We start from the raw sequence: 23,290 nt of genomic DNA, 5'->3' as shown, positions 1-23,290 counted from the left end.
GTCACAGTATCTTATTCAGAAATAGGATTTTTTTTAACACTGCGCATGAGAATTTTTAACGTATTGCGATGATGCGCAAGACGCTGTTCAAGCAACTGAAAATCAACTTTGAGTTTATGATCCATTTGATGAATCTTTTCAGCCACTGAAGCTTTCTTGACTTGAATCTCTTGTTCTTTTAGTTTCGCCCAGTCGTTTAAGGTTTGGGTAAAGGCTTCATATTCTTGTGCAATACGCAGCTTTGCTGTGGCCATATCTTCATTGACATTATGACCATATACGGCCAAATCTTGTTCAGCATATTTAAAACGCATTGCCAATTCTGCTTTTTTAATATTAAAGCTTGGAATACGACGTAAATTTTTGGCTAAACCAAGTTTTGAGCATGACCAAATCAGCCATTTGGTTGGATCGTACTGCCACCATTTCACGCCATTACGATAGTCATATTGGAAGATATGATGATAGTTATGATAACCCTCGCCCCATGTGGCAATGGCTAAAACGAAATTATCACGTGCGGTGTTTTCATCGGTGTAAGGACGTTTGCCCCACATATGACACAGGGAGTTAATAAAGAAAGTGACATGATGACTTAAAATTAGACGCAGTAAACCGCCCAGTAATAACACACCCCACATATCACCTACAGCCCAACCGACTGTGGTTAAAATGACAGCGTGTACTGCAATTACCAAAGGAACATAATACTTGTCTTGGAACATGACCACCTTATCTTTTAACAGATCCGGTGCATTTTTATAGTTTGCTTCTGCTGCTGGATAGTTACGTAGCATCCAACCCATATGCGCATACCAAAAGCCATTGTTAATGGAGTACGGATCTTGTTCGATATCATCAACATGACGGTGATGTGTACGATGGCCTGAAGCCCAAAATAAAATACTATTTTGCACAGCAAACGTGCCCATAAGCATTAAAATAATTTTTAATGGTAAGGTCGCTTCATAAGCACGATGTGCCCATAAACGATGATAACCCGCAGTAATCCCTAAACTACTCACACCCAGTAGTACAAATAAGCTAATCCATGCGCCTAAGCTAAAATCATGATGATAAGCATATAAAGGGATAGCGATTACAGCCACAATTGGTAAGAGGACCAATGCGAACATTGCAACCCAGTTAATTGGGGCTTTGGGTAGGGGAGCATTCATCTCCAACAGCACTCCTAGAACCTGAATTCAGGTTAGATATAAATGAATAGTGAATTCAATAAAATTTGTAGGGATTAAAACTTTCTCATACTAACATGAGCGAATAAATCTTCACCAGCATTATTCTACAGTCGTATTGTACTAAACAGTAACAGAATAATAAGCCAATTTGATTGCTTTTATTCAGTGTGCTGCGTGTGAAAGAAAGGCTTTATTTTAGATGGCGTTGCATCATTTTTGGAAAGTCAGTAATTAGGCCGTTAATGGCTAAACTTTGCAGGTATTTAGCACGTTCAACGTCATTCACCGTCCAAACGCTGACATTTAAATTTTCCTGTTGAGTGGCGCAAATCATTGCATCCGTGGCCAATTGATCCATCCAACCGATTTGGCAGCAGTCAAATTCTAAAGCTTGTGCAATGGCCTTTTCTTGAATGTCGTGCTCAACCAATAAACCGCGTTTAAAGATTGATTTTTGTTGCTGCAAGGCGTGATGGATTTTTAGATCAAAACTGGTAATCACTGCCGTTTGCTCAAAGCCTCGCAGTTGTTTTTGTAATTCAATCACTAGCTTTTCAGCAGCCTGTATATCGGTTACAGCTTTCACTTCCACTTCAAGATGTTCAAAATTATGCATAATTTTAAGTGCTTGTTGTAGTGTGGGCGTGACTTCAACAGCTTTCCAATCCATCCAAATAAAGGCTTGGTTGTAAGCGGCTAATTCAGAACTGGTGCATGCATAAATATTTTTATCCATGCCTGTGGTACGGATAAAATTATCGTCATGCATGACCACCAGTTCATCATCCCCAAGTTGACGAACGTCAAACTCTACTGCGCGAACACCCAAATCATGCAGGTATTGAAAACCACCCAAGGTATTTTCAGGTGCTTCGCCTCGCGCACCGCGATGACCAATGATGTTCATAAGCAACTCAATTTAAAATGCTGTGGACTTATCATAAGACGAAATTTTGAATTTGGAAAAGTGTTGATTGATCCGTGCTATATCTTTTAGGGTAAAAAGAAAGCCCTTAGCTAAGTTTGGCGAGATTTTTATTTGAGTAGAAGCGAGGATCGGCGGCATTGTCCGATAAAATCTGTTGTTATGCGGGAACTCAATTTTTAGATTTTCATTCAGTAGCGCTACTTATAGCGCCACTGAACTTAGATTTTTATAAGGCTTTTTAGCTGTAAAAGAAAGCCGTGAAATGCTTAAATTGTTTCATTAATATTTTTTTGCCACAACACTTCAGAGCCACCTTCAGCGCGTTGTAAAGCACGTGATGCCACAAATAACCAATCCGATAAACGATTCAGTAGTTGTAGTGATGCAGCTTGAATATTTTGGTCACGGCTATGTACCGTCATTAAACTGCGTTCTGCGCGGCGGCAGACGGAACGTGCTTGATGGGCATAACTACAGGCGAGCGTGCCCGCTGGTAAAATAAACTCTTTGAGCATTGGTAAGGCTTCGTTCATCCGGTCAATTTCACTTTCCAGAAACTCAACCGAAAGCGGTAATACCATATTGTAATTGGGAATACATACTTCACCGCCCAAATCGAACAACCAATGTTGAATGAGGCTTAACGATTTATCCCAAATAGCTTTGTCTTCAACGGTACTGACTGCAATTTGCGCGCGTAAAATACCAATACATGAGTTCAACTCATCAACATCACCTAAGGCGATAATACGTAAATCATCTTTGGCAACGCGTGAACCATCACCAAGTCCTGTGGTGCCCGAATCGCCTGTACGTGTATAAATTTTACTTAAACGGTGACCCATAATTTTTTCCTTGCGTTTTAAATTTAAAAGTCATAAAAAAGGATAATGCCGGTCAAAACATTATCCATAAACTGCGCTGTTTTAAAGGTGTTTTTGGTGTTTAGAGCTTAGTATTTAAACGTTACGCCCGCAGAGGCTAAGCGACCACCGTTGATGTACCAATCGTTAGTAGGATAAGTATTAAGAGATTCTCTATATTCAACATCACCAATATTCTGAATATTGGTAAAGACTTTTACATTTGGATTGATATTCCAAAAAGCGTTTAAGTCAATGGTTGCGTAACCCGGAACCTTAATCGGGTTAGCGCTATTACTGGTATTCGAGTTAGAGCGTGCAATGATAGAAGCACTTACTCCGTAAACCATATTTTCCAAACCGGCACTTAACGTCACAGTTTGTTTCGGACGATAAGCGATTTCTAGACCACTGGCTTTATTTTCTGTGTCGACATAAGCATATTGAGTGGATAGAAATAGGTCATCTTGCTGCCATTTTAGACCCAACTCACCCCCTGTAAAGGTGGCTTTCCCAATATTCTCATTCGTCGCTACATTGTAAACAATCAGATTATCGATATTTGTGCGGTAAATAGAGAAATTGGCCAATAAGTTGCTGGTAATGCCATAATCCAATCCCAGTTCGTAAGAAATACTTTCTTCGGGTTTCAGATTTTCATTACCACCCCATTGTGAATATAGCTCATTTAAAGACGGTGCTCTAAATGCAGATCCAATATTGGTATATATACTGGCATTTGGTAAGAAGTGATAGCGAATTGCACCTTGGCCAACAGTATGAGTGCCAAAACGTTCATTATCTTCTATGCGTACACCGACTTGAGTGTCAAATAGCTCATTTCTAAATTGATGCTGAAAATAGTAACCAGTGCTATCAATACTTTGATCACTTTTTAAAATAGTATTACTTTTATAATTTGCATCATTATATGTTGCACCCACCAAAATATTTTGATTCGGATTGAACTTCCATTTTAAGTTCAAATCGCTTTGATTATTTTCAGTATTATAATATGAAGCATAGGTAGGGACGTTCTGTTTATCTTGTACATTGGCATAATGAGCGTTTAAAGTTAAATCAGGTAAAATATTATAGTTAACTTTGGCATTAATTATACGGTTTACAAATTGACGTTGTGCTGTATTTGTAATGTAGTCATTGCTAAAAATACTGACGCCTTTATTTTCAGTAATTGATGCAGAAGCATCTATATTATTTTCTTGAAAATAACCCACTTTTGCAGTGTAACCTTTTTGATCATAATTGGCTTTTTCTGATGTGGATTGACTTTCTAAAATACGCGTGCCATCACTCTCTAATCGCTGTCCGCCGATCTGCGCATATAAACCCTGATCATTTACGACATTCACTTTGGCGATGGTTTTATAGGTATCGTTTTCGCCATAAATTCCCGTTAATTCAGCTCCTGACTTTGAAGGTTTTTTCGAGATTAACTGGACCACACCGCCAATTGCATCACTACCATATTGTACTGAGGCCGGTCCTTTTAAGATTTCAATTTGTTGAAGGTCAGTTGTGTCTAAAAATGCTGGATATAAAGGGCCAAGTTCATTTTGGCTATTTAAGCGCGCACCATCTTTAAGAACCAAAGTATGAACGCCTTTAGTGCCTCGTAATGCTATTTCTGAGATTTGTCCCATTCCGCCGCTTTGTTTGATATAAACAGAAGGATCGCGTTGAATAATATCAGATAAGTTTAATATAGGATTTTTTTCTAGCGTTTTTTCATCAATAACTGAAATACGTGCTGGAACATTCTCAATTTTTTCTTCAGAACGAGAGGCAGTCACCACCAACGTTTCTAAAGATGCATTTACAGAAGAATCGGTATTCGCCTGTACGGATACAGAAAAACCCATCGCTAGAGCGATAGCACCTACAAGTGCGGTAGGTTGAAAAAGAGTAGACATGTTTTTACGCTCCATACATTCACCCCCCGTGAATGATTGAGTTAAATGGCGCAACAAGCAGGTCTCCGGACTTAAATGTAATATCAAGATTGATATTTACCTATCCACCTTCCCACATATGTTATGCAGTGGCGTGAATCTCAAGGATTTAATTTGATAGGTTTTTCATTTTTACCGTTGCGGGGGCAGTGTTGGAATTTCACCAACTTCCCTAAAGTGAATGCTTAGACTTGTTGCATTTGGCGCGCAGTATAAAGTTTGTATGCCAATTACACAATCTATGTAAAGCATAATCGGCATCAAGCTCGCTCAAGTTTTTAAGTTTACATTGCCTTCATTTGCTTCTATATTTCCTAGGTCGATGGTAAATCAAGCACGATAAGAGTCTGAAATTGTATGCGAACTCGTACGAAAGTTTGTGGTATCACCCGAGTTGAAGATATTCATGCGGCGGTAGAGGCAGGTGTGGATGCCATTGGCTTTGTATTTTATCCACCCAGCCCACGAAGTGTGACGGCTGAGCAAGCCAAAGTATTGGTACAGCATGTGCCCGCTTATGTACAAACCGTGGGTTTATTTGTTAATGCCAGCTGCAGTGAAATTGCACAGGTTCTAAAAGTTGCACCCGTGGATATATTGCAATTCCATGGCGATGAAACAGCAACGCAGTGTCAACAAATTGCCCAACAGTTAGGTCGTCGTTGGTATAAAGCCATTCAAATGAAACCAGATCTGGATGTGATTAATATCATAAAAAGTTATCAACAAATGGGCGCAAGTGCAGTACTCTTAGATGCGTGGCATCCTGAGCTAAAAGGCGGCACTGGCCATCAATTTGATTGGTCAGCATTTCCTAAACTCGATATTGCCTTAATTTTGGCAGGGGGTTTAAAACCTGACAATATTGAACAGGCAATTCAAACCACTGCTGCTTACGCCGTGGATGTGAGTGGTGGCGTAGAGTCCGCAAAAGGTATAAAAGACCAGCAACTTATTGAACACTTTATGCAAGGAGTCCAACGTGGATCAGCAAAATAATGTGATTGACTATACCCAATTCCCAAATGAACGCGGGCATTTCGGTATTCATGGCGGACGTTTTGTGTCAGAAACGCTGATGGCAGCTTTAGAGGATTTAGAAAAACTCTATTTCCGTATGAAAGATGATGCCCAGTTTCTAGCAGAATTCGACCGTGATCTTGCCTACTATGTAGGTCGTCCTAGTCCACTTTATTACGCTGAACGATGGTCAAAAGAATTGGGTGGCGCGCAGATTTATTTAAAACGTGAAGATCTGAACCACACAGGCTCACACAAAATTAATAACACCATTGGTCAAGCTTTATTGGCTAAATTGTCCGGTAAAAAACGCATCATTGCCGAAACTGGCGCAGGTCAGCATGGCGTTGCCACTGCAACCATTGCTGCGCGTTTAGGTTTGGAGTGTGTGGTATTCATGGGTGCAGACGATGTGAAACGTCAAGCCATGAACGTCTATCGTATGCGTTTATTGGGTGCGACGGTTGTACCGGTGCAAAGTGGCTCAAAAACTCTTAAAGATGCTATGAATGAAGCGATGCGCGATTGGGTCACCAATGTCGACAGCACCTATTATATTATTGGTACAGTGGCCGGTCCGCATCCGTATCCACAATTGGTACGTGATTTCCAGTCGATTATTGGTCGTGAAGCGCGTAAGCAAATTCAAGAACAGGCCGGCCGTTTACCTGATGCTTTGGTGGCGTGCGTGGGCGGTGGTTCAAATGCGATGGGCTTGTTCTATCCATTTTTAAATGATGCAGATGTGAAAATGTATGGCGTGGAAGCGGCAGGCGATGGCATTGAAACCGGTCGTCATTCTGCACCACTGAATGCAGGTCATGTTGGCGTGTTGCATGGTAATCGCACTTACTTAATGTCGGATGCACAAGGTCAGATTATTGAGACCCATTCGATTTCGGCAGGTCTGGATTATCCAGGTGTTGGCCCTGAACATAGCTTCTTAAAAGATATGCAACGTGTCAATTATGTGCCGATTACCGACAATGAAGCGCTGCAAGGTTTCCGTGATTTAACCCAAATTGAAGGGATTATTCCGGCATTAGAAAGTGCACACGCCATGGCCTATGTGACCAAATTGGCGCCGACCATGTCGAAAGATCAAATTATTATTGCCACTGTTTCTGGTCGTGGTGATAAAGATTTAATGACTGTGGCGCGGCTTGACGGTGTAGAAATGGTTGAGATGTAATGCTCGATACTCAGTCTTTCCCTTTGAGAGAAAGCTCTAGCTGAGTCCGTGTCATGTTTTGAAAGAATCGTGTTGGGTGAAGACCTAGCGCGATTTTTTTTAGAATATTTGCTGTTAATTAATCCACGAGTGCTATAACTCACTATTAAAATAAATATTTAGTGTTGAATTCGATCATTCCTTGAATCAATTATTATCGAATTTTTGGAGAAATAAATGCCCAGTCTGTTTATTGTGATGCTTGGTGGGCGTCATGCTCGCGCCAATACCGAAGTGCATGATGTGGTGTTGGCCGTGGGCGATACACTAGAGCAGGTTTATCCGCAGCTTAAAAATGCATGGTTTGCTGAACAAAAAGGCTTACATATTGATGCTTGGGCACAAATAAATGGTGTCGAATTTGAAGGCATTCAATATCAAATCCAATTTTCTAATGCACAGTCCAATCAGGCCGATCAAAAACTGTATCTGATTAATTTGGGCGGTTATGATGCCCGTGAGTTTGGTGAGCTGCATCGCTATGTTTTGGTGGTGGCGCAAAATGCCATGGTGGCCAAGCAACGTGGTCAAGCATACTTTGCCCAGCACTGGCAGAAGCAGCATACCGATCGGGTGTTAGAGGTAGATGATTGTATTGCCATCGATCAGATTCATGGGCGTTATGTACACTTGCGTGAAGGGCAGTTTTCGGGCAATCAATGGAAAAACACTTATCTCATGCTGAATGGATAATTAATTTATCTTACTGATTCATAAATATTAATAATAAATTTATAAACTTAAAAGAATAGGTGGGTTTTTTGTAACTTTTCTATTCACAATGATGGCTTGCACTGTTTTTATACAGTTTTATAGGCATAATAAGCCGATGCAATCTATGATCTCTTAGCTAGATGGAATTAAATAAATGGATTTAATTCAATTAAATGGACAGCCCAATTATGGACGTTTCAATAAACTTCCCAAGGTTATCGATTTAGATCAATATCAATATAAAACCCCGTATGGCAAAGTGCTGACCGGTTGGCGTAAGCGATTAAAGTATAAAAAATTCAAATTTTGTTGTATTCAACATGAACACTACACCATTGGTTTGGCGATCGCTGATATTGGTTGGGCAGGGCATGCTTTTATCTATGTGTATAATCATCAAAACCATGAAGTTTTAGAATGGAATGCCATTAATTTTTTATCGCGTCAGACGAATGTTGATGAACAACCCCTTTACAATCAAAGTTCCTTTGCTAAATCGCCTTTTCAAATCGATATCCAACATGCCAATGGCGTGCGTTATATTCATGTGACCAAATATGGCGAAATTAAACTCAGTGCGCGTATTTTTTGTGCCGGCACAGACGCATTCAGCATGTGTAGCCCGACCGGAATTAATGGTTGGACCTATACGCAAAAGCTCAACACGTTGGCCTGTGAAGGTTTTTTTGTCAATAAACAGTCACAAATCATTCAATTTAATGAAAAAACCTTAGCTGCATTAGATGACACCTGTGGTTTTTTACGTCCCGAAACGGCATGGTTTTGGTTGTCTTGTAATTTTTGGGATCAACACGATCAGCGGATTGGCTTAAATTTAGCCTCAGGGGTGAATGAAAGTTTTGGCAATGAAAATTGTTTGTGGATTAATGGTGTTCTATATCCTCTGAGCGATGTTTTGTTTCAAGCCGAAGCAGAAGGCTACTGGACCATTCGATCATTGGATGAAAAATTAAAATTAGAAATTCGTACCGGTTGGCGTCGTTATGAAAATCTAAATTTGAGATTGGTTGGGAGTCAGTTTAGTCAGTGGCAAGCCAAAATTACCGGCACCATTCAACTCGATGAGCAAGAAATTGTCTTGAACAGTGAATATGGTCTGTTAGAGCAGCATTATGCCAAGTGGTAATGCCCAGTTATCGATGGTGTATCTATCTCTCAACGACTTTTGAGTTTCAAGGCAATTTAAAACATGCCAAGATTAAGCTGAGATTGAATTTTTATCTTTGATTTTTAAATACTTAAGTGAATCATAAAAATGCCGTTCAACTGATGCTGAGCGGCATTTTTTTAAAACAACTGCAATGCATGGCTTTAGCGTGTTTTAAATTTAGGTAAACGAAACACAATGGCTAAAACGGCAAAAACAATTAATATCCAGCAGTAATAGATATGCCCAATTAATTCCAAAGGGGACATCTGAGCAATTGAGCAGGCCAATAGCATTTGAGCGCCGTAAGGAATCACGCCTTGTACAATGCAGGAAAAAATATCCATAAAGGCCGCAGCACGTTTCGGTTCTACCGCATATTCTTGCGCCACTTCACGCGCCATATCGCCAGAGAGAATAATCGCAACGGTATTGTTGGCCACAAATAAATTGGAAAATACCACCAAACAACTGATCCCCAATTCACCGGCACGTTGGCGACCAATATTAAGCAAACGCGTCAAGCTGTAAATTCGTTCAATTAGCCAACGTAGTCCGCCTTCTTTTTGCATAATGGCCGATAAACCGCCCAAGAACATCGACAACAGTGCCACTTCAAACATGCCGATAAAGCCAGCATAGATCGAATTATTAACCTGTAGTAAATTAAAATCAGGATTGACCAGTAAGCCCATCAGGCCGGAGAACACAATCCCTAAAGTGAGAACGGCCACCACGTGCAAACGTGAAAAAGCCAATACAAAAACGGCGGCATAGGGCACAATTAACCACGGATTATAGGCTTGGTAATGAATGCTTTGTGCATCATGGCTAATCAATGCATAAAGCACAATGGTCAGCACAGCGGCAGGGCCAGCAATCCATACATTGACTTTAAACTTGTCCCGCAATGCAACTTTTTGGCTAGAAGTTGCCGCAATGGTGGTGTCTGAAATCATTGATAGATTATCACCAAACATGGCACCGCCCACCACTGCACCAATGGCATACACGGCTTCAATATGCGTGACTTGTGAAAAGCCAAAAGCAATAGGAGCGCAGGCGGCAATTGTACCCATGGATGTGCCCATGGCTGTAGCAATAAAAGCAGCAATCACAAACAGCATCGGCAGTACAAATTCAGAGGGAATTACCGATAATCCCATTTGAACGGTGGCATCGACACTGCCAATGGCGCTGCTGACGCTGGCAAAAGCGCCGGCCAACATAAACACCATAAACATTAAAATTAGATTGGGATGACTGGCGCCTTGTAAAAATTCATCTATCGCTAGATTCACTTTGCCGCGGTACAGTAGCACGGCCAAAATAATGGCTGGAAAAGCCGCAACGGGTGCTTTGACTTGATAAAAAGCCAACTCAGTACCAATCATGGAATGATAGATACCACTACCTAAAAAAATGGCCAAAAAGACAAGAAGAGGCAGCAGTGCCAGCGCACGTGCGGGCACTTGATCTGGAGCATTGGGAGTCATAAAAAACAAAAGGAAGGAAATTCCGGTCTAGTATAGTGCAGGTTTTGCTATTTCATAAAATATTAAATGTAAAAGCTAACTTATCTATTTTTATCAAGTTTTTAGTAATAAAAATAAGTTTATCTTAATATTGGATATTTTTTTAAATAGCAAAATTAGGCATCTTTGATCATTGAGAAAAAATGCTAAATGGCCGTAAATGGTGGTCTCGGATTATTCTGAAAAAATGAGATTGTCAGTCGAGAGTCGTGTGAGCTTTTTTGACCCTATTCAATGGGTAAAAAATAGCGTTACAATGCGTTGTCTTGTATTTCTACAAAGCCAACTGCTCAGTTTCTAAATAATTCAAGGAAAGCATACTCTTATGTCACGTTTAGCCACTCGTTTTGGACAGCTTAAATCTCAACAGCGTAAAGCGTTAGTTTCTTATGTGATGGCGGGTGATCCTCAGCCACAAGTAACTGTTCCATTGTTACATCAAATGGTTGAGGCAGGAGTAGATGTCATTGAACTGGGACTACCATTTTCAGATCCAATGGCAGATGGTCCAGTCATTGCGCTTGCAGCAGAACGTGCGTTAAAAGGTGGCACCAGTACCTTAGATGCATTGAATATGATCAAAGAGTTTCGCCAAAAAGACACCCGTACACCGGTGGTTTTAATGGGTTACTTAAATCCGGTTGAAGTGATTGGCTATGAAAAATTTGTCTCATATGCCAATGAGTGCGGTGTGGATGGCATTCTTTTGGTCGATTTACCGCCAGAAGAAGCCGCAGATTTCGATACCGTATTGAAGAAATTCGATATGGATCAAATTTTCTTACTGGCACCGACTTCAACGGATGAACGTATTCAACATGTGGCGAAGCAAGCCCGTGGCTTTATCTATTATGTGTCCTTGAAAGGCGTTACGGGTGCGGCAACTTTAGATGTTGCTGAAGCTGCGGCCCGTATCCAGAAAATTAAAGCTGTGACTGACATTCCGGTCGGTGTGGGATTTGGAATTAGTGATGCTGCCTCTGCAAAAGCAATGGGTCAAGCCGCAGATGCGGTCATTGTCGGCAGTGCCTTTGTTAAACAATTTGCAAATCTAGCACCAGAGCAAGCCGTGCTTGAAACGGTTAATACAGTCAAGGAGCTTCGAGCTGCGCTCGATGAGTTAGTATGAATCAAGAAGTCAAATTAGGCCAAATTCTAAGCCCAGCGACGCCGTGGACGGAACGTCATGTTCCGGGTATTCACGCCCCCGATGAGCAAACTGCACTCAAAGCCACTTTTACAGAACCGACCATTGAGTGTCCTGAATGTCACGCTTTAGTGACACGTACCGCGATGTCATTTAATGCGTATGTTTGTCCGCAATGCGATGAACATTTGCGCATGAAAGCCCGTGATCGATTAAATTGGTTTCTCGATCAAGTGAAAATTGAGCTGGGTCAAGAATTTGTCGCAAAAGATCCATTAAAGTTCGTTGACAGCAAACCTTATCCAGCGCGCATGGCTGAAGCACAGAAGAAAACCGGTGAAACCGAAGCTTTGGTGGTCATGCAAGGTGTGCTTAAAGGCATGCCGGTGATGACGTGTGCCTTTGAATTCGACTTTATGGGCGGTTCAATGGGTACGGTTGTGGGTGACCGTTTTGTACAAGCGGCTGAACAGGCCATCAAAGACAAACAACCTTTAATTTGTTTTGCAGCATCTGGTGGTGCGCGTATGCAAGAAGGCATGTTGTCGTTGATGCAAATGGCACGCACTGCTGCTGCTATTCAGCGTATGAAAGAAGCCGGTTTACCATATGTCGTGGTACTGACTCATCCTGTTTATGGCGGCGTAACTGCTTCATTGGCAATGTTGGGTGATGTACATATTGCTGAACCTAAAGCCATGATTGGCTTTGCCGGTAAACGTGTCATTGAGCAAACAGTGCGTGAAAAATTGGAAGAACCGTTCCAACGTGCTGAGTATTTGCTTGATCATGGGGTAATCGATCAAATTGTTCATCGTCACGCATTACGTGATACTGTATATCGTATTGTCGCGAAACTGATGAATTTGCCTTGAACACAGCACCACTTGCAACAGACTGTTTAAACACATGGCTCGATTATTGGAGCCATGTTCACGTCACGGGTATTGATTTAGGCCTAGAACGGGTGATTCCCGTGGCGCAAAAACTCGGTGTTATGCGGCCACAGGCCACCATATTGACCGTGGCAGGCACCAATGGTAAAGGTTCAACCAGCACCACTTTGGCAGCCATTTTAAATGCACAAGGCTATCAAGTGGGACTATATCAATCGCCGCATATTTACCGCTTTAATGAACGGGTTAAATTGTCCGGTATTGAAGTGGATGATCAAAGCTTGGTGGATGCTTTTGTTGAAGTCGATCAAGCACGTCGCGCATGTGATTTAAGCCTCTCTTTCTTTGAGGCCACCACATTGGCGGCTTTTGTGATTTTTAAGGCTCAAAAATGTGATGTTTGGGTGCTTGAAGTGGGACTCGGTGGTCGCTTAGATGTGGTGAATGTCATATCGCCCGATGTCGCCGTGATCACCAATATTGGGCTTGATCATACCGATTGGCTAGGCGACAGTATTGAAAAAATTGCTTTTGAAAAAGCAGGTATTATTCGTCCGAACATTCCCGTGGTTTTTGGCTCAACTCAGTCTTTGCCTCAGGCCATCCAAGATAAAGTCGAGGCATGTCAGGCTAGACTGTATGTCGCTGATCGTGATTATTTTTATCAATATAGCGATGATGGGCAAAGTTGGTTGTTTGCCAGTCCCGGCACCACCTTAACATTACCGCTAGGTTCACTTGCCGTAGAAAACTTAGCCACAGCCGTTGCTGCAATTTTGGTTAGTGGCTTAAAGGTAACGCAGGCAGCGCTACAACAGGGCATTGCGCAGGCGCGGCTGCAAGGACGTTTTGAAATTCGTCAAATTCAAGCCAAAACCGTAATTTTTGATGCCGGTCATAATCCGCATGGCGTTGAATTTTTGTTAAAGCAGTTGCGAAAATTTTTAGAATACAATAAACAGTACACAGAAGTGCTGTGTGTATTTTCTATGTTGCAAGATAAAGACATCAATTCCGTGGTGGAATTGATGAAATCGACTGTTTTAACATGGAAAATCGCGCCTTTAAACGTACCACGTGCAGCAACCATGCGCCAGTTGGAGGATGCCTTACAGGCAGAAACCGTACAGCACTTTGAAACTGTGCAGTTGGCTTTTAAATCAGCCCTGAATGAAACAAAAAATAATCAGCTGATCTTGGTATGTGGTTCATTTCATACCTTAGAAGCGGTATGGGAGTATTTGCAACAATGTCAATGAATAGCAAACAACGGTGGATGGGTGGCGTTGTTTTATTAGGTGGTGGCGTTTTATTGGCGGCTTTACTGTTAAAAGGCAAAGACGAAATCTATCAAAACGAACAAAAAGCACCAGAACGTAGCGCACAGGTTGAGCCGAAAAGACCTACGGGTGAGGGTGAGATGGTTCAACTGCAACCGTTAACGGTAGATGTTGAAACGGAAAAACGCTTACTTGAAGAGCAGCGCCGTGGCCGTGAAAAAGCCGTGGCTGAGCAAGAAGCCCGAGCGGCAGAGTTTTTGGTCACACAGCAGCAAGCTGAAGCGGATGCTGCGCGTAAAGCCGCAGAAGAATATGCGGCCTTAAATGCGCATCGTCTTGAAGCGCAGCAAAGCTCAGATAATATTCCGCCTGAATTGATTGAAGATGATGCAGTTAAGCAAAAACGTTTGGCTGCGGATAAGGTGATTGCGGAAAAAAAGTTACAACAGCAAAAGGTGCAACAGCAGCAAACTGATGCGAATAAAAAATTAGCTGAAAATCAACGTCAAATTGATGCCGAAAAGAAACAAGCTGAACTAAAAACAGCTGAAAATAAAGCAGCCGCGCAAAAATTAGCAGAACAAAAAGCTGCTGAGAATAAGCTGGCGGAGCAAAAAATAGCGGAACGTAAACTGGCAGAAAAAAAATTGGCTGAACAAAAAGCCAAAGATGAGACTGCCGCAAAACTAAAGGCCGATCAAAAGCAAGAGGCGGAGAAAAAGCTGGCAGAACAGAAAAAACTGCAAGCCAAGCGTGAAGCAGACGCTGAGAAAAAGGCCGAAGCTGAAAAAGCCCGTGATTTGCTGGAAAATGGCGATAAACAGTGGATGGTGCAAGTGGCCTTGGCAGCCAATGAAGCCAATGCTGATGCAGTCGCTGCACAGTTACGTGCTAAGGGCTATAAAGTCACCAAAAGCCCCACCTCTAAAGGCGTGCGAATTATGGTTGGCCCGTCTAAAAACAGAGAGACGGCAGATGCTGCACGTAAGAAGATTAACGGTGATGAAAGCTTAAATATGAAGTCGGCTTGGGTCATTGAGTGGGTTCCACTTGAGCGACGCTAAACCGGTTGAGTGAAAAATGGATTTAATCCTCGGATTAAGTCCATTTTTTTTACAAAAAATTTCGGTTGCTATCAATTTAGCGCATTGAAGTCGGTGTGTGCTTGATTGTGCTGCAGAGTAATTAAATGCATCATTTTGGAATGAGTCAAAGACTGTTCATTTAATAAAGTTCGCTCTATTAACCTGTAAGATTGATTACCTGATAAAAATCATGAGAGATTTAATTACGCAAATTTTATATGAAAAGTACATTAAAAAAGCCCATCAATGATGGGCTTTTTTAATTAAGAGTAGTTGAATATTTAGTCTTGTTCAGGTTGTGGCGTTAAGCGTAAATACGGTTTCACTGTGGTGTAGCCTTTAGGAAAACGTTGTTTAATCTCAGCTTCATCTTGTAGAGAGGGCACGATAACCACATCTTCACCTTGTTGCCAGTTGGCAGGCGTGGCGACTTTATGCTTATCCGTCAACTGTAAAGAGTCCACCACACGTAACACTTCATGGAAGTTACGACCGGTTGAAGCCGGATAGGTAATGATTAAACGCACTTTTTTGTTGGGATCAATAATCACCAATGAGCGTACTGTTAAGGTTTCACTGGCATTGGGATGAATAAAGTCATATAGGGTTGAAACCTTACGGTCTTTGTCGGCTAAAATCGGGAAGTTGACCGTGGTGTTTTGCGTCTCATTGATATCCTTAATCCAGCCTTGATGTGATTCTGCATCATCCACCGACAAGGCAATTGCTTTAACATTGCGTTTGCTAAACTCATCTTTTAATTTGGCCGTAAACCCCAGTTCTGTGGTACAGACTGGCGTATAGTCTGCGGGGTGAGAGAATAAAATCCCCCAACTGTCACCTAAATAATCATAAAAATTGATGGTGCCTTCACTTGAATCTTGTTCAAAATTGGGTGCAGTATCGCCTAAACGTAATGTCATTGTTATCGCCTCAACGCAGTTGTTATTGAAAGTTATAAAGCACAATATGGCTCAAATTCTTTTGCAAAGGAAATAGCATTTTTGTATTTGTTTATGGTCGAATAGAATATAGCAGCCGCTTTGATTTGTAATATCCGGATAAATGTCGGATTTTATGACTATATTGACTGTTTAAAATTTGTTACATTGTTTTTCCTTGGCTGTCACGTGCTAGAACAAGTGGACAGAATTTTTTGATTGGTTTTGTGCAAAACCCTTGTACTTCAAATTTCTAGCACCATAATAACGACTGAGAAAAAATTTATTCATTCGATAAGCAAGATTTAGAGAGTCTATTCATGTTGGCAAGTCTGATCGGAGGCATCTTCGGTACCAAAAATGAGCGCGAACTCAAACGTATGCGTAAAATCGTAGATAAGATTAATGCGCTCGAGCCGACGATATCTGCACTAAACGATGCAGACTTATCTGCAAAAACGGAAGAATTCAAACAACGCTATAACAAAGGCGAAAGTCTGGATAAATTATTACCAGAAGCATTTGCGGTGTGTCGTGAAGCGGCAAAACGTATTATGGGGATGCGTCATTATGATGTGCAGCTGATTGGGGGGATTACCCTGCATGAAGGCAAAGTTGCAGAAATGCGTACCGGTGAGGGTAAAACTTTAATGGGCACCTTGGCCTGTTATCTGAATGCGCTCAGTGGCGAAAGTGTGCATGTGATTACGGTCAATGACTACTTGGCGCAACGTGATGCTGAACTGAACCGCCCATTATTTGAATTCTTAGGTTTAAGCATTGGGATTATTTATTCCATGCAAAATCCGACAGAAAAAGCTGAAGCCTATCGTGCTGATGTGACCTATGGTACCAACAATGAGTTTGGTTTTGATTATCTGCGCGACAACATGGTGTTCTCGCTGGGCGATAAAAAACAACGCGGACTCAGCTATACCATTATCGATGAAGTCGACTCCATCTTAATTGATGAAGCACGTACCCCGTTGATCATTTCAGGTCAAAGTGATGATTCTTCGCAGCTGTACGCTGCAATCAACAGTATTCCACCACAGCTGAAACCACAAAAAGAAGAAAAAGTCGCAGATGGCGGTCATTTTTGGATTGATGAAAAGCAGCGTTCTGTTGAAATGACCGAAATTGGTTATGAAACAGTGGAAGATGAATTGATTCGCATGGGTCTGCTTGCTGAAGGGGAAAGCCTATATTCTGCGGCAAATCTGAACTTGGTACACCATGTGTCGGCGGCAATTCGTGCCCACTTTTTATATCAACGGAATGTGCAATACATTATCAGTGATGGCGAAGTGATTATTGTCGATGAAAATACTGGTCGTACTATGCCGGGTCGTCGTTGGTCAGAAGGCTTACATCAGGCCGTTGAAGCCAAAGAAGGTCTAGAGATTCAGCCAGAAAACCAAACATTGGCCACCACCACCTTCCAAAACTATTTCCGTTTATATAAAAAACTTTCGGGCATGACCGGTACTGCCGATACTGAAGCCGCCGAGATGAAAGAAATTTATGGACTGGATGTGGTGTTAATTCCGACCCATCGTCCGATGGTTCGAAATGACATGAACGATTTAATTTATTTAAATCGCAATGGTAAATACGACGCCATTATTCAAGAAATTAAAAATATTCATGAAGCCGGTGTTGCGCCTATCTTAATTGGTACGGCCACCATTGATGCTTCAGAGATTTTATCGGATAAATTAAAAGAAGCCGGTATTATCCATGAAGTGTTGAATGCTAAACAACATGAGCGTGAAGCGGACATTATTGCGCAAGCTGGTTCACCGAATGCGGTAACCATCGCCACCAACATGGCTGGTCGTGGTACGGATATTTTGCTCGGGGGGAACTGGAAAGCCAAACTGGCCAAAATTGAAAACCATACTGTTGCAGATGAAGAACGCTTAAAAGCAGAGTGGGAACAACATCACGACATGGTGCTCAGTTCGGGTGGTTTGCATATTATTGGTTCAGAGCGTCATGAATCACGCCGAATTGATAATCAGCTGCGTGGCCGTGCAGGTCGTCAAGGCGATCCAGGGGTTTCACGTTTTTACTTGTCGCTTGAAGATGACTTGATGCGTATTTTTGCCGGCGACCGTGTCGTGGGAATGATGCGTGCCATGGGTTTACAAGAAGATGAAGCGATTGAACACAAAATGGTGTCGCGTTCAATTGAAAATGCCCAGCGTAAAGTAGAAGCACGTAACTTTGATATTCGTAAGAATCTATTGAAATACGATGACGTGAATAACGAACAACGTAAGATTATTTATTCTCAACGTGATGAAGTACTGACTGAAAGTACCTTACAAGAATATATCGAAGAAATGCATCATGAAGTGATGAAAGGCGTTATTGGAACTTATATTCCGCCAGAATCGATTCATGATCAATGGGATATTGATGGTTTAGAGCGTGCCTTAACCGATGATTTGGGTATCAACCTGCCGATTAAGCAGTGGTTAGAGCAAGATCGTCGTTTAGATGAAGAAGCTTTGGTGGCACGTATTTCAGATGAAATTGTGACGCGCTATCGTGAGCGTCGTGAGCAAATGGGGGATGAATCTGCAGCGATGCTGGAACGTCACTTTATGCTCAGTGCTTTAGATCGTCACTGGAAAGATCATTTGGCTGCAATGGATTACTTGCGTCAAGGGATTCATTTGCGCGGTTATGCGCAGAAAAATCCCGAGCAAGAGTATAAAAAAGAAGCCTTTAACTTGTTTGTGAGCATGCTTGCAGTCATTAAATCCGATGTGATTACTGATTTATCACGGGTACATGTGCCAACTGCTGAAGAACTTGCAGAAATGGAAGCTCAGCAACAAGCGCAAGCAGATTCAATGCAACTTAACTTGTCGCATGCCGAAATGGATGGGTTGACCGGTGATGTCACTGAAGAAGCTGACGCGCCATTTACGCCAGTTGATGAAAATAATGTAATTCCACCGGCCAGTCGCAATGCGCCTTGCCCATGTGGTTCAGGTTTAAAATATAAACAGTGTCACGGTAAAATCTAAGCCACTGTATAACCACTTTAATGGTTTGGTGCTAATATTTTTAGCCCAATCTCATTAAGGTAGTTTTTTAATTCTAGTGAAATGAATCATTTAGTTTTACGCTATATGAATATGTTTGCAGCTCGCGTCATTAAATGCTATTTAGTTGCATATCGAATTTTGAACAAGTGGAAATATAATGAAAAAACTATTACAACCCTTGCTGATCGCAGCTTTAGCCGTTCCTGCTTTGGCTTTTGCAAATAATGCACCGCAAACGACTACTGTCGCGAAAGTTCAAGCTGCTGTTGGCGCAACCACTGCACCGGCCAGCGTGCAAGATGAAAACGTTACGGTAATGAGTCCACGTACCGGCATTCGTTATACGTTTGCCAATCCAAACCAACGTCCTATCGTATTACAAACCGCAGCTGTGACTGCGGCCAATGCCGCAAACGTCAATCGTATTACTGCGGTTAATCCGGCATTGTCAGCAGCAAGCCAAGAAAAAGCCAAGCAAGTATTGTTGTCAGTGTCAGCGCAATCGGCCTCTAACTAAAAGCTCGTTTACTGTTAAAACCAGTCTGCGGACTGGTTTTTTTATGCGTTTAAATCTGGATTTTATAAAAAACCATACAAACACCGGCAGAGGCTCGATTTTTAACTAAATTTCTACTAAGCTGTATTTTTATTAAGACCTGATTGGGAAGTTTAAAGATGGCGGTGGGCGACGTAACAATGCCACAAATGCATGTGGTGAAAGGTGTGAAAATTGGCTCAGCAGAGGCCTATGTACGCTATCAGAACCGACGCGATCTGGTCATTTTTGAATTTGCAGAAGGCTCTAATGCCGCAGGGGTATTTACTCAGAATGCTTTCTGCGCTGCACCTGTGCATGTCTGTAAAGCACATCTTAAAATAGATAATCCACGTTATTTGGTGATTAATACCGGCAATGCCAATGCTGGTACAGGAAAAATCGGCATGGCCAATGCTGAAGCCACTTGTGCCCAATTGGCGCAGCTGAGCGATGTGGCCTCAAGCCAAGTGTTGCCTTTTTCTACTGGTGTAATTGGTGAGCAATTACCAATAGAGCGTTTGCTGAATGGTTTACAACCCGCACTCGACTCATTAAAAGAAGATGCTTGGTTGGACGCAGCCATCGGCATTATGACCACAGATACCTTACCAAAAGGTGCATCTGAGCAGTTCCAGCTAGACGGTATCACTTATAACATCACCGGAATTTCGAAAGGTGCCGGTATGATTCGTCCGAATATGGCGACCATGCTGAGCTATGTGGCCACCGATGCACCAATCAGCCGTGAATTGGTACAACAGCTTTTAACCACAGCGGTGAATGTCTCGTTTAATCGCATTACCATTGATGGCGATACCTCGACCAATGATTCCTGTATTTTTATTGCTACAGGTCAAGGGGGTGGCAAGCAAATCAGCTCAACAGAGGATCTACGCTATCACACTGTTTTAGAAGTCTTAACGCGTATCATGAAGCGTTTGGCCCAACTGATTGTGCGTGATGGTGAGGGTGCAACCAAATTTATTACCATTACGGTCGAGGGTGGGGCAGACACGCAAGAATGTTGCGATATTGCATATAGCATTGCCCATTCACCTTTGGTTAAAACCGCTATTTTTGCTTCTGATCCCAACTGGGGGCGTATTCTAGCTGCCATTGGTTATGCCGGCTTGAAAAATTTAGATGTTGAAAAAATTCAAGTTTGGTTAGATGATGTGCAAATCTGTAAAGATGGTGGTGCAGCCGAGGACTATACAGAAGAAGCTGGTGCACGTGTCATGTCACAAGCGGAAATGACCATTCGTGTGGATTTAGGCCGCGGAGAGGCCAAAGACACAGTCTATACTTGTGATCTGTCTTATGACTATGTCAAGATCAATGCAGACTACCGCTCTTAAGTAAAAGAAAAAAAGCCTCCGTTGTGAGGCTTTTTTATAAGGTAATGTTTTAAAGGATGGCTTCAAAAAGCATATTGCCATTTTGAACGATGCGTAACATGTATGGCGGCCGATGTAACGGGCATAAACAATAGAGAAGATGTTTTTATGAATAGTGCGACCAATTTAATTGCCAATGAGGCTAAATCGATTGTACAGGCGCATTTAGATGGCTTAGGCGAATCTAAACACATTCATTTGAGTGATCAGGCCAAACAAGAAAAATTTAGCCAAATTCTTGCAGCGCTCAAAAAGCGTGATGCGGTGCTTGTCGCGCACTACTATTGTGATCCTGAAGTGCAAGAGTTGGCTGAACTCTCAGGTGGTTGTGTATCTGACTCTTTAGAGATGGCACGTTTTGGTCGAGATCATCCAGCTTCCACCTTGGTGGTGGCAGGTGTGAAATTCATGGGCGAAACCTCAAAAATTCTTTCTCCTGAAAAAACCGTACTCATGCCTACTTTAGAAGCGACCTGTTCTTTAGATTTAGGTTGTCCTGTGGATGAGTTCTCCGCATTTTGTGATGCACATCCCGATCATACTGTCGTGGTCTATGCCAACACCTCTGCAGCCGTCAAAGCGCGTGCAGATTGGGTGGTGACGTCAAGCTGTGCCGTTGAAATTATTGAGCATCTAGACAGTTTGGGTGAGAAAATCATTTGGGCGCCAGATCAGCACTTAGGTCGTTATATTCAAAAGAAAACCGGTGCAGATATGTTGTTGTGGGATGGTGCCTGTATTGTGCATGAAGAATTCCGTGCACGTGGCATTACCAATATGAAAGCCATCTACCCCGATGCTGCGGTATTGGTGCATCCAGAGTCACCAGAATCAGTCATCGATGTCGCCGATGCAGTAGGAAGTACCTCACAATTGATTAAAGCGGCACAAACTTTGCCGAATACACATCTGATTGTAGCAACCGATCGTGGCATTTTTTATAAAATGCAACAAGCCGTACCCGATAAAATTCTAATCGAAGCACCTACAGCAGGTGAAGGCGCCACGTGTCGCTCTTGTGCGCATTGTCCGTGGATGGCGATGAATGAATTAGATGGAATTTTGGCAGTTTTAGAAAAAGCTGATCAAGAAATACACGTCGATCCAGCGCTTGCACAACGGGCTAAATTGCCCTTAGATCGCATGTTAAACTTTAGCGCCAATTTAAAACGCTAATATTTGTATAAAAAATAGCTGAGATGCTTGATAAATATACATCTAGAGTGATTTTTTGGTTTTTTTTGCAGATAGGTGTTGACGTTATTAATCGTCACGCCTAGAATGCACACCGTACCGCATGAACTGCAGTACAAGCTGAGATGAATCGGAGCATGGCGCAGCTTGGTAGCGCACCTGGTTTGGGACCAGGGGGTCGTAGGTTCGAATCCTACTGCTCCGACCAATTCTTCAAGGCAAAGATTCAATGATGTTTCGATATCATAGGTCATGCGCCTGTAGCTCAGTAGGATAGAGCATCCGCCTTCTAAGCGGATGGTCACAGGTTCGAATCCTGTCAGGCGCACCATATGTAGCTTGATGTTTAGAATCTGAAAATGTTGTAATGGTGGATGTAGCTCAGTTGGTAGAGCCCCGGATTGTGATTCCGGTTGTCGAGGGTTCGAGCCCCTTCATTCACCCCAATTCGGAGCATGGCGCAGCTTGGTAGCGCACCTGGTTTGGGACCAGGGGGTCGTAGGTTCGAATCCTACTGCTCCGACCATCATCTTAAAGATGACATAAATAATCCGCTTAAATGCGGTTTTTTTATGTCTGAAATTTATAAAAATTCTTGTGCTTTAAGCCAGTTAAATTTTGCGCCTTGCCTGTAAGTATCCCTTCTTTCTTCATTGTTAAATTTCTTATTTAATTGGCTACTTAATGAGGCGCTTGAGCTTTTAGTGGCTCTGTATCTCAAATTAAGTGAGAGTGCGCTATTGTCTGGTTAGATACTTTGATAAATCTCTTGTGGTCTTGCTTTTATATCGCAGGTTGTTGTTGAAAATCTTCTAATACTTATTTGCTGTTTGGTGGTGATCTTTTTTTAAAGAACTGCCAGCTTTCTTAGTAACGCCTATAAGTGAAAAATTAGATATAAGATATTTAAGTCAAAATGGCTACATTGAATACAGCGATTGCCGTGCTTTGTTGTGGCAAGAACAAGACAAAGCAGAGAAGATGCGCAGTGAATTGATGAATCAAGTGCCATTTGCGTGTAAAAAGTAATAAAAAGCGGCTATTTTGCGGAATAAATAAGCAGTCGACAAAATAAGGGTGAATTAGGGGTTGCATGGTAATTTTTTTCACCTATAATGT

Annotated in this window: 18 protein-coding genes, 4 tRNA genes and 1 riboswitch; of the genes, 16 read left to right on the top strand and 6 right to left on the bottom strand. The window is 42.1% G+C overall.

The features are described from left to right. Positions 1-11: 11 nt before the first annotated feature. From SE27_RS11795 to SE27_RS11780, 4 genes are all read right to left on the bottom strand, one after another. Positions 12-1,178: an acyl-CoA desaturase gene (locus tag SE27_RS11795; RefSeq protein ID WP_039623614.1), complete on the bottom strand. Its 1,167-nt coding sequence runs from the start codon at positions 1,176-1,178 to the stop codon at positions 12-14. 211 nt (positions 1,179-1,389) lie between these two features. Beyond that, positions 1,390-2,106 (bottom strand): glycerophosphodiester phosphodiesterase, encoded by a 717-nt coding sequence (locus SE27_RS11790; RefSeq protein WP_039623613.1) that lies wholly within the window; start codon positions 2,104-2,106, stop codon positions 1,390-1,392. Positions 2,107-2,393: 287 nt separating this feature from the next. Then, positions 2,394-2,972 (bottom strand): cob(I)yrinic acid a,c-diamide adenosyltransferase, encoded by a 579-nt coding sequence (locus tag SE27_RS11785; RefSeq protein ID WP_039623612.1) that lies wholly within the window; start codon positions 2,970-2,972, stop codon positions 2,394-2,396. Positions 2,973-3,079: 107 nt separating this feature from the next. Continuing rightward, positions 3,080-4,924: a TonB-dependent receptor plug domain-containing protein gene (locus SE27_RS11780; RefSeq protein WP_039623611.1), complete on the bottom strand. Its 1,845-nt coding sequence runs from the start codon at positions 4,922-4,924 to the stop codon at positions 3,080-3,082. Between the two features lie 39 nt (positions 4,925-4,963). Then, positions 4,964-5,173, bottom strand: a riboswitch (cobalamin riboswitch). A gap of 147 nt (positions 5,174-5,320) precedes the next feature. On the opposite strand from SE27_RS11780, the gene SE27_RS11775 reads away from it, so the two are divergent. The 4 genes from SE27_RS11775 (at position 5,321) to SE27_RS11760 (ending at position 9,075) form a co-directional block, all read left to right on the top strand. Continuing rightward, positions 5,321-5,962: a phosphoribosylanthranilate isomerase gene (locus tag SE27_RS11775; protein WP_039623610.1), complete on the top strand. Its 642-nt coding sequence runs from the start codon at positions 5,321-5,323 to the stop codon at positions 5,960-5,962. Then, positions 5,946-7,175: a tryptophan synthase subunit beta gene (gene trpB, locus SE27_RS11770; protein WP_039623609.1), complete on the top strand. Its 1,230-nt coding sequence runs from the start codon at positions 5,946-5,948 to the stop codon at positions 7,173-7,175. Before SE27_RS11775 ends, trpB begins: the two co-directional genes overlap by 17 nt. Positions 7,176-7,391: 216 nt before the next feature. Continuing rightward, positions 7,392-7,907 carry a DUF1543 domain-containing protein gene (locus SE27_RS11765; RefSeq protein WP_039623608.1) on the top strand — a complete coding sequence of 172 codons (516 nt, stop codon included), beginning with the start codon at positions 7,392-7,394 and terminating at the stop codon, positions 7,905-7,907. A gap of 175 nt (positions 7,908-8,082) precedes the next feature. Continuing rightward, positions 8,083-9,075, top strand: a complete 993-nt coding sequence (locus tag SE27_RS11760) for a DUF2804 domain-containing protein (protein WP_039623607.1) — start codon at positions 8,083-8,085, stop codon at positions 9,073-9,075. A 185-nt stretch (positions 9,076-9,260) separates the two neighbouring features. Here the strand turns inward: SE27_RS11760 and SE27_RS11755 are convergent, their stop codons facing one another. Then, positions 9,261-10,592, bottom strand: a complete 1,332-nt coding sequence (locus SE27_RS11755) for a Na+/H+ antiporter NhaC family protein (RefSeq protein WP_039623606.1) — start codon at positions 10,590-10,592, stop codon at positions 9,261-9,263. Positions 10,593-10,956: 364 nt separating this feature from the next. On the opposite strand from SE27_RS11755, the gene trpA reads away from it, so the two are divergent. Genes trpA through SE27_RS11735 form a run of 4 tightly spaced genes read left to right on the top strand, consistent with a single transcriptional unit; the run spans position 10,957 to position 15,018 of the window. Continuing rightward, positions 10,957-11,760, top strand: coding sequence for a tryptophan synthase subunit alpha (trpA, locus tag SE27_RS11750; protein ID WP_039623605.1), 804 nt, complete (start codon positions 10,957-10,959; stop codon positions 11,758-11,760). After that, positions 11,757-12,653: an acetyl-CoA carboxylase, carboxyltransferase subunit beta gene (gene accD, locus SE27_RS11745; protein ID WP_039623604.1), complete on the top strand. Its 897-nt coding sequence runs from the start codon at positions 11,757-11,759 to the stop codon at positions 12,651-12,653. The genes trpA and accD overlap by 4 nt, the downstream gene beginning before the upstream one ends. Beyond that, positions 12,650-13,933, top strand: coding sequence for a bifunctional tetrahydrofolate synthase/dihydrofolate synthase (gene folC / locus SE27_RS11740; RefSeq protein WP_039623603.1), 1,284 nt, complete (start codon positions 12,650-12,652; stop codon positions 13,931-13,933). Before accD ends, folC begins: the two co-directional genes overlap by 4 nt. Then, on the top strand, positions 13,924-15,018 hold the full coding sequence (locus tag SE27_RS11735) for an SPOR domain-containing protein (RefSeq protein WP_039623602.1): 1,095 nt from the start codon (positions 13,924-13,926) through the stop codon (positions 15,016-15,018). The genes folC and SE27_RS11735 overlap by 10 nt, the downstream gene beginning before the upstream one ends. Positions 15,019-15,320: 302 nt before the next feature. Here SE27_RS11735 and SE27_RS11730 read toward each other — a convergent pair whose 3' ends face one another. Beyond that, positions 15,321-15,962, bottom strand: coding sequence for a peroxiredoxin (locus tag SE27_RS11730; protein WP_039623601.1), 642 nt, complete (start codon positions 15,960-15,962; stop codon positions 15,321-15,323). Positions 15,963-16,300: 338 nt separating this feature from the next. Between SE27_RS11730 and secA the strand changes: the two genes are divergently transcribed. The 8 genes from secA (at position 16,301) to SE27_RS11690 (ending at position 22,697) form a co-directional block, all read left to right on the top strand. Continuing rightward, positions 16,301-19,021 carry a preprotein translocase subunit SecA gene (gene secA, locus SE27_RS11725; protein ID WP_039623600.1) on the top strand — a complete coding sequence of 907 codons (2,721 nt, stop codon included), beginning with the start codon at positions 16,301-16,303 and terminating at the stop codon, positions 19,019-19,021. A 178-nt stretch (positions 19,022-19,199) separates the two neighbouring features. Then, the gene (locus SE27_RS11720) at positions 19,200-19,559 is read left to right on the top strand and encodes a hypothetical protein (RefSeq protein WP_039623599.1); all 360 of its coding nucleotides are present in this window, start codon (positions 19,200-19,202) and stop codon (positions 19,557-19,559) included. A 158-nt stretch (positions 19,560-19,717) separates the two neighbouring features. Further along, positions 19,718-20,938 carry a bifunctional glutamate N-acetyltransferase/amino-acid acetyltransferase ArgJ gene (argJ, locus tag SE27_RS11715; protein ID WP_039623598.1) on the top strand — a complete coding sequence of 407 codons (1,221 nt, stop codon included), beginning with the start codon at positions 19,718-19,720 and terminating at the stop codon, positions 20,936-20,938. Positions 20,939-21,085: 147 nt separating this feature from the next. Beyond that, a complete protein-coding gene (gene nadA / locus SE27_RS11710; protein ID WP_039623597.1) occupies positions 21,086-22,153 on the top strand; it encodes a quinolinate synthase NadA in 1,068 nt (355 codons plus the stop codon). Between the two features lie 149 nt (positions 22,154-22,302). Beyond that, positions 22,303-22,379 (top strand) — tRNA-Pro (locus SE27_RS11705). Positions 22,380-22,425: 46 nt separating this feature from the next. After that, positions 22,426-22,502 (top strand) — tRNA-Arg (locus tag SE27_RS11700). 39 nt (positions 22,503-22,541) lie between these two features. After that, positions 22,542-22,617 (top strand) — tRNA-His (locus SE27_RS11695). A gap of 3 nt (positions 22,618-22,620) precedes the next feature. Then, positions 22,621-22,697: transfer RNA gene (locus tag SE27_RS11690), tRNA-Pro, on the top strand. Positions 22,698-23,290 lie beyond the last annotated feature (593 nt).

The organism is Acinetobacter harbinensis (assembly GCF_000816495.1).
GTDB classification, from domain to species: Bacteria; Pseudomonadota; Gammaproteobacteria; order Pseudomonadales; family Moraxellaceae; genus Acinetobacter; species Acinetobacter harbinensis.
Note: the sequence above shows the minus strand (reverse complement) of the source record. Positions and strands in the feature narration are given on the sequence as shown.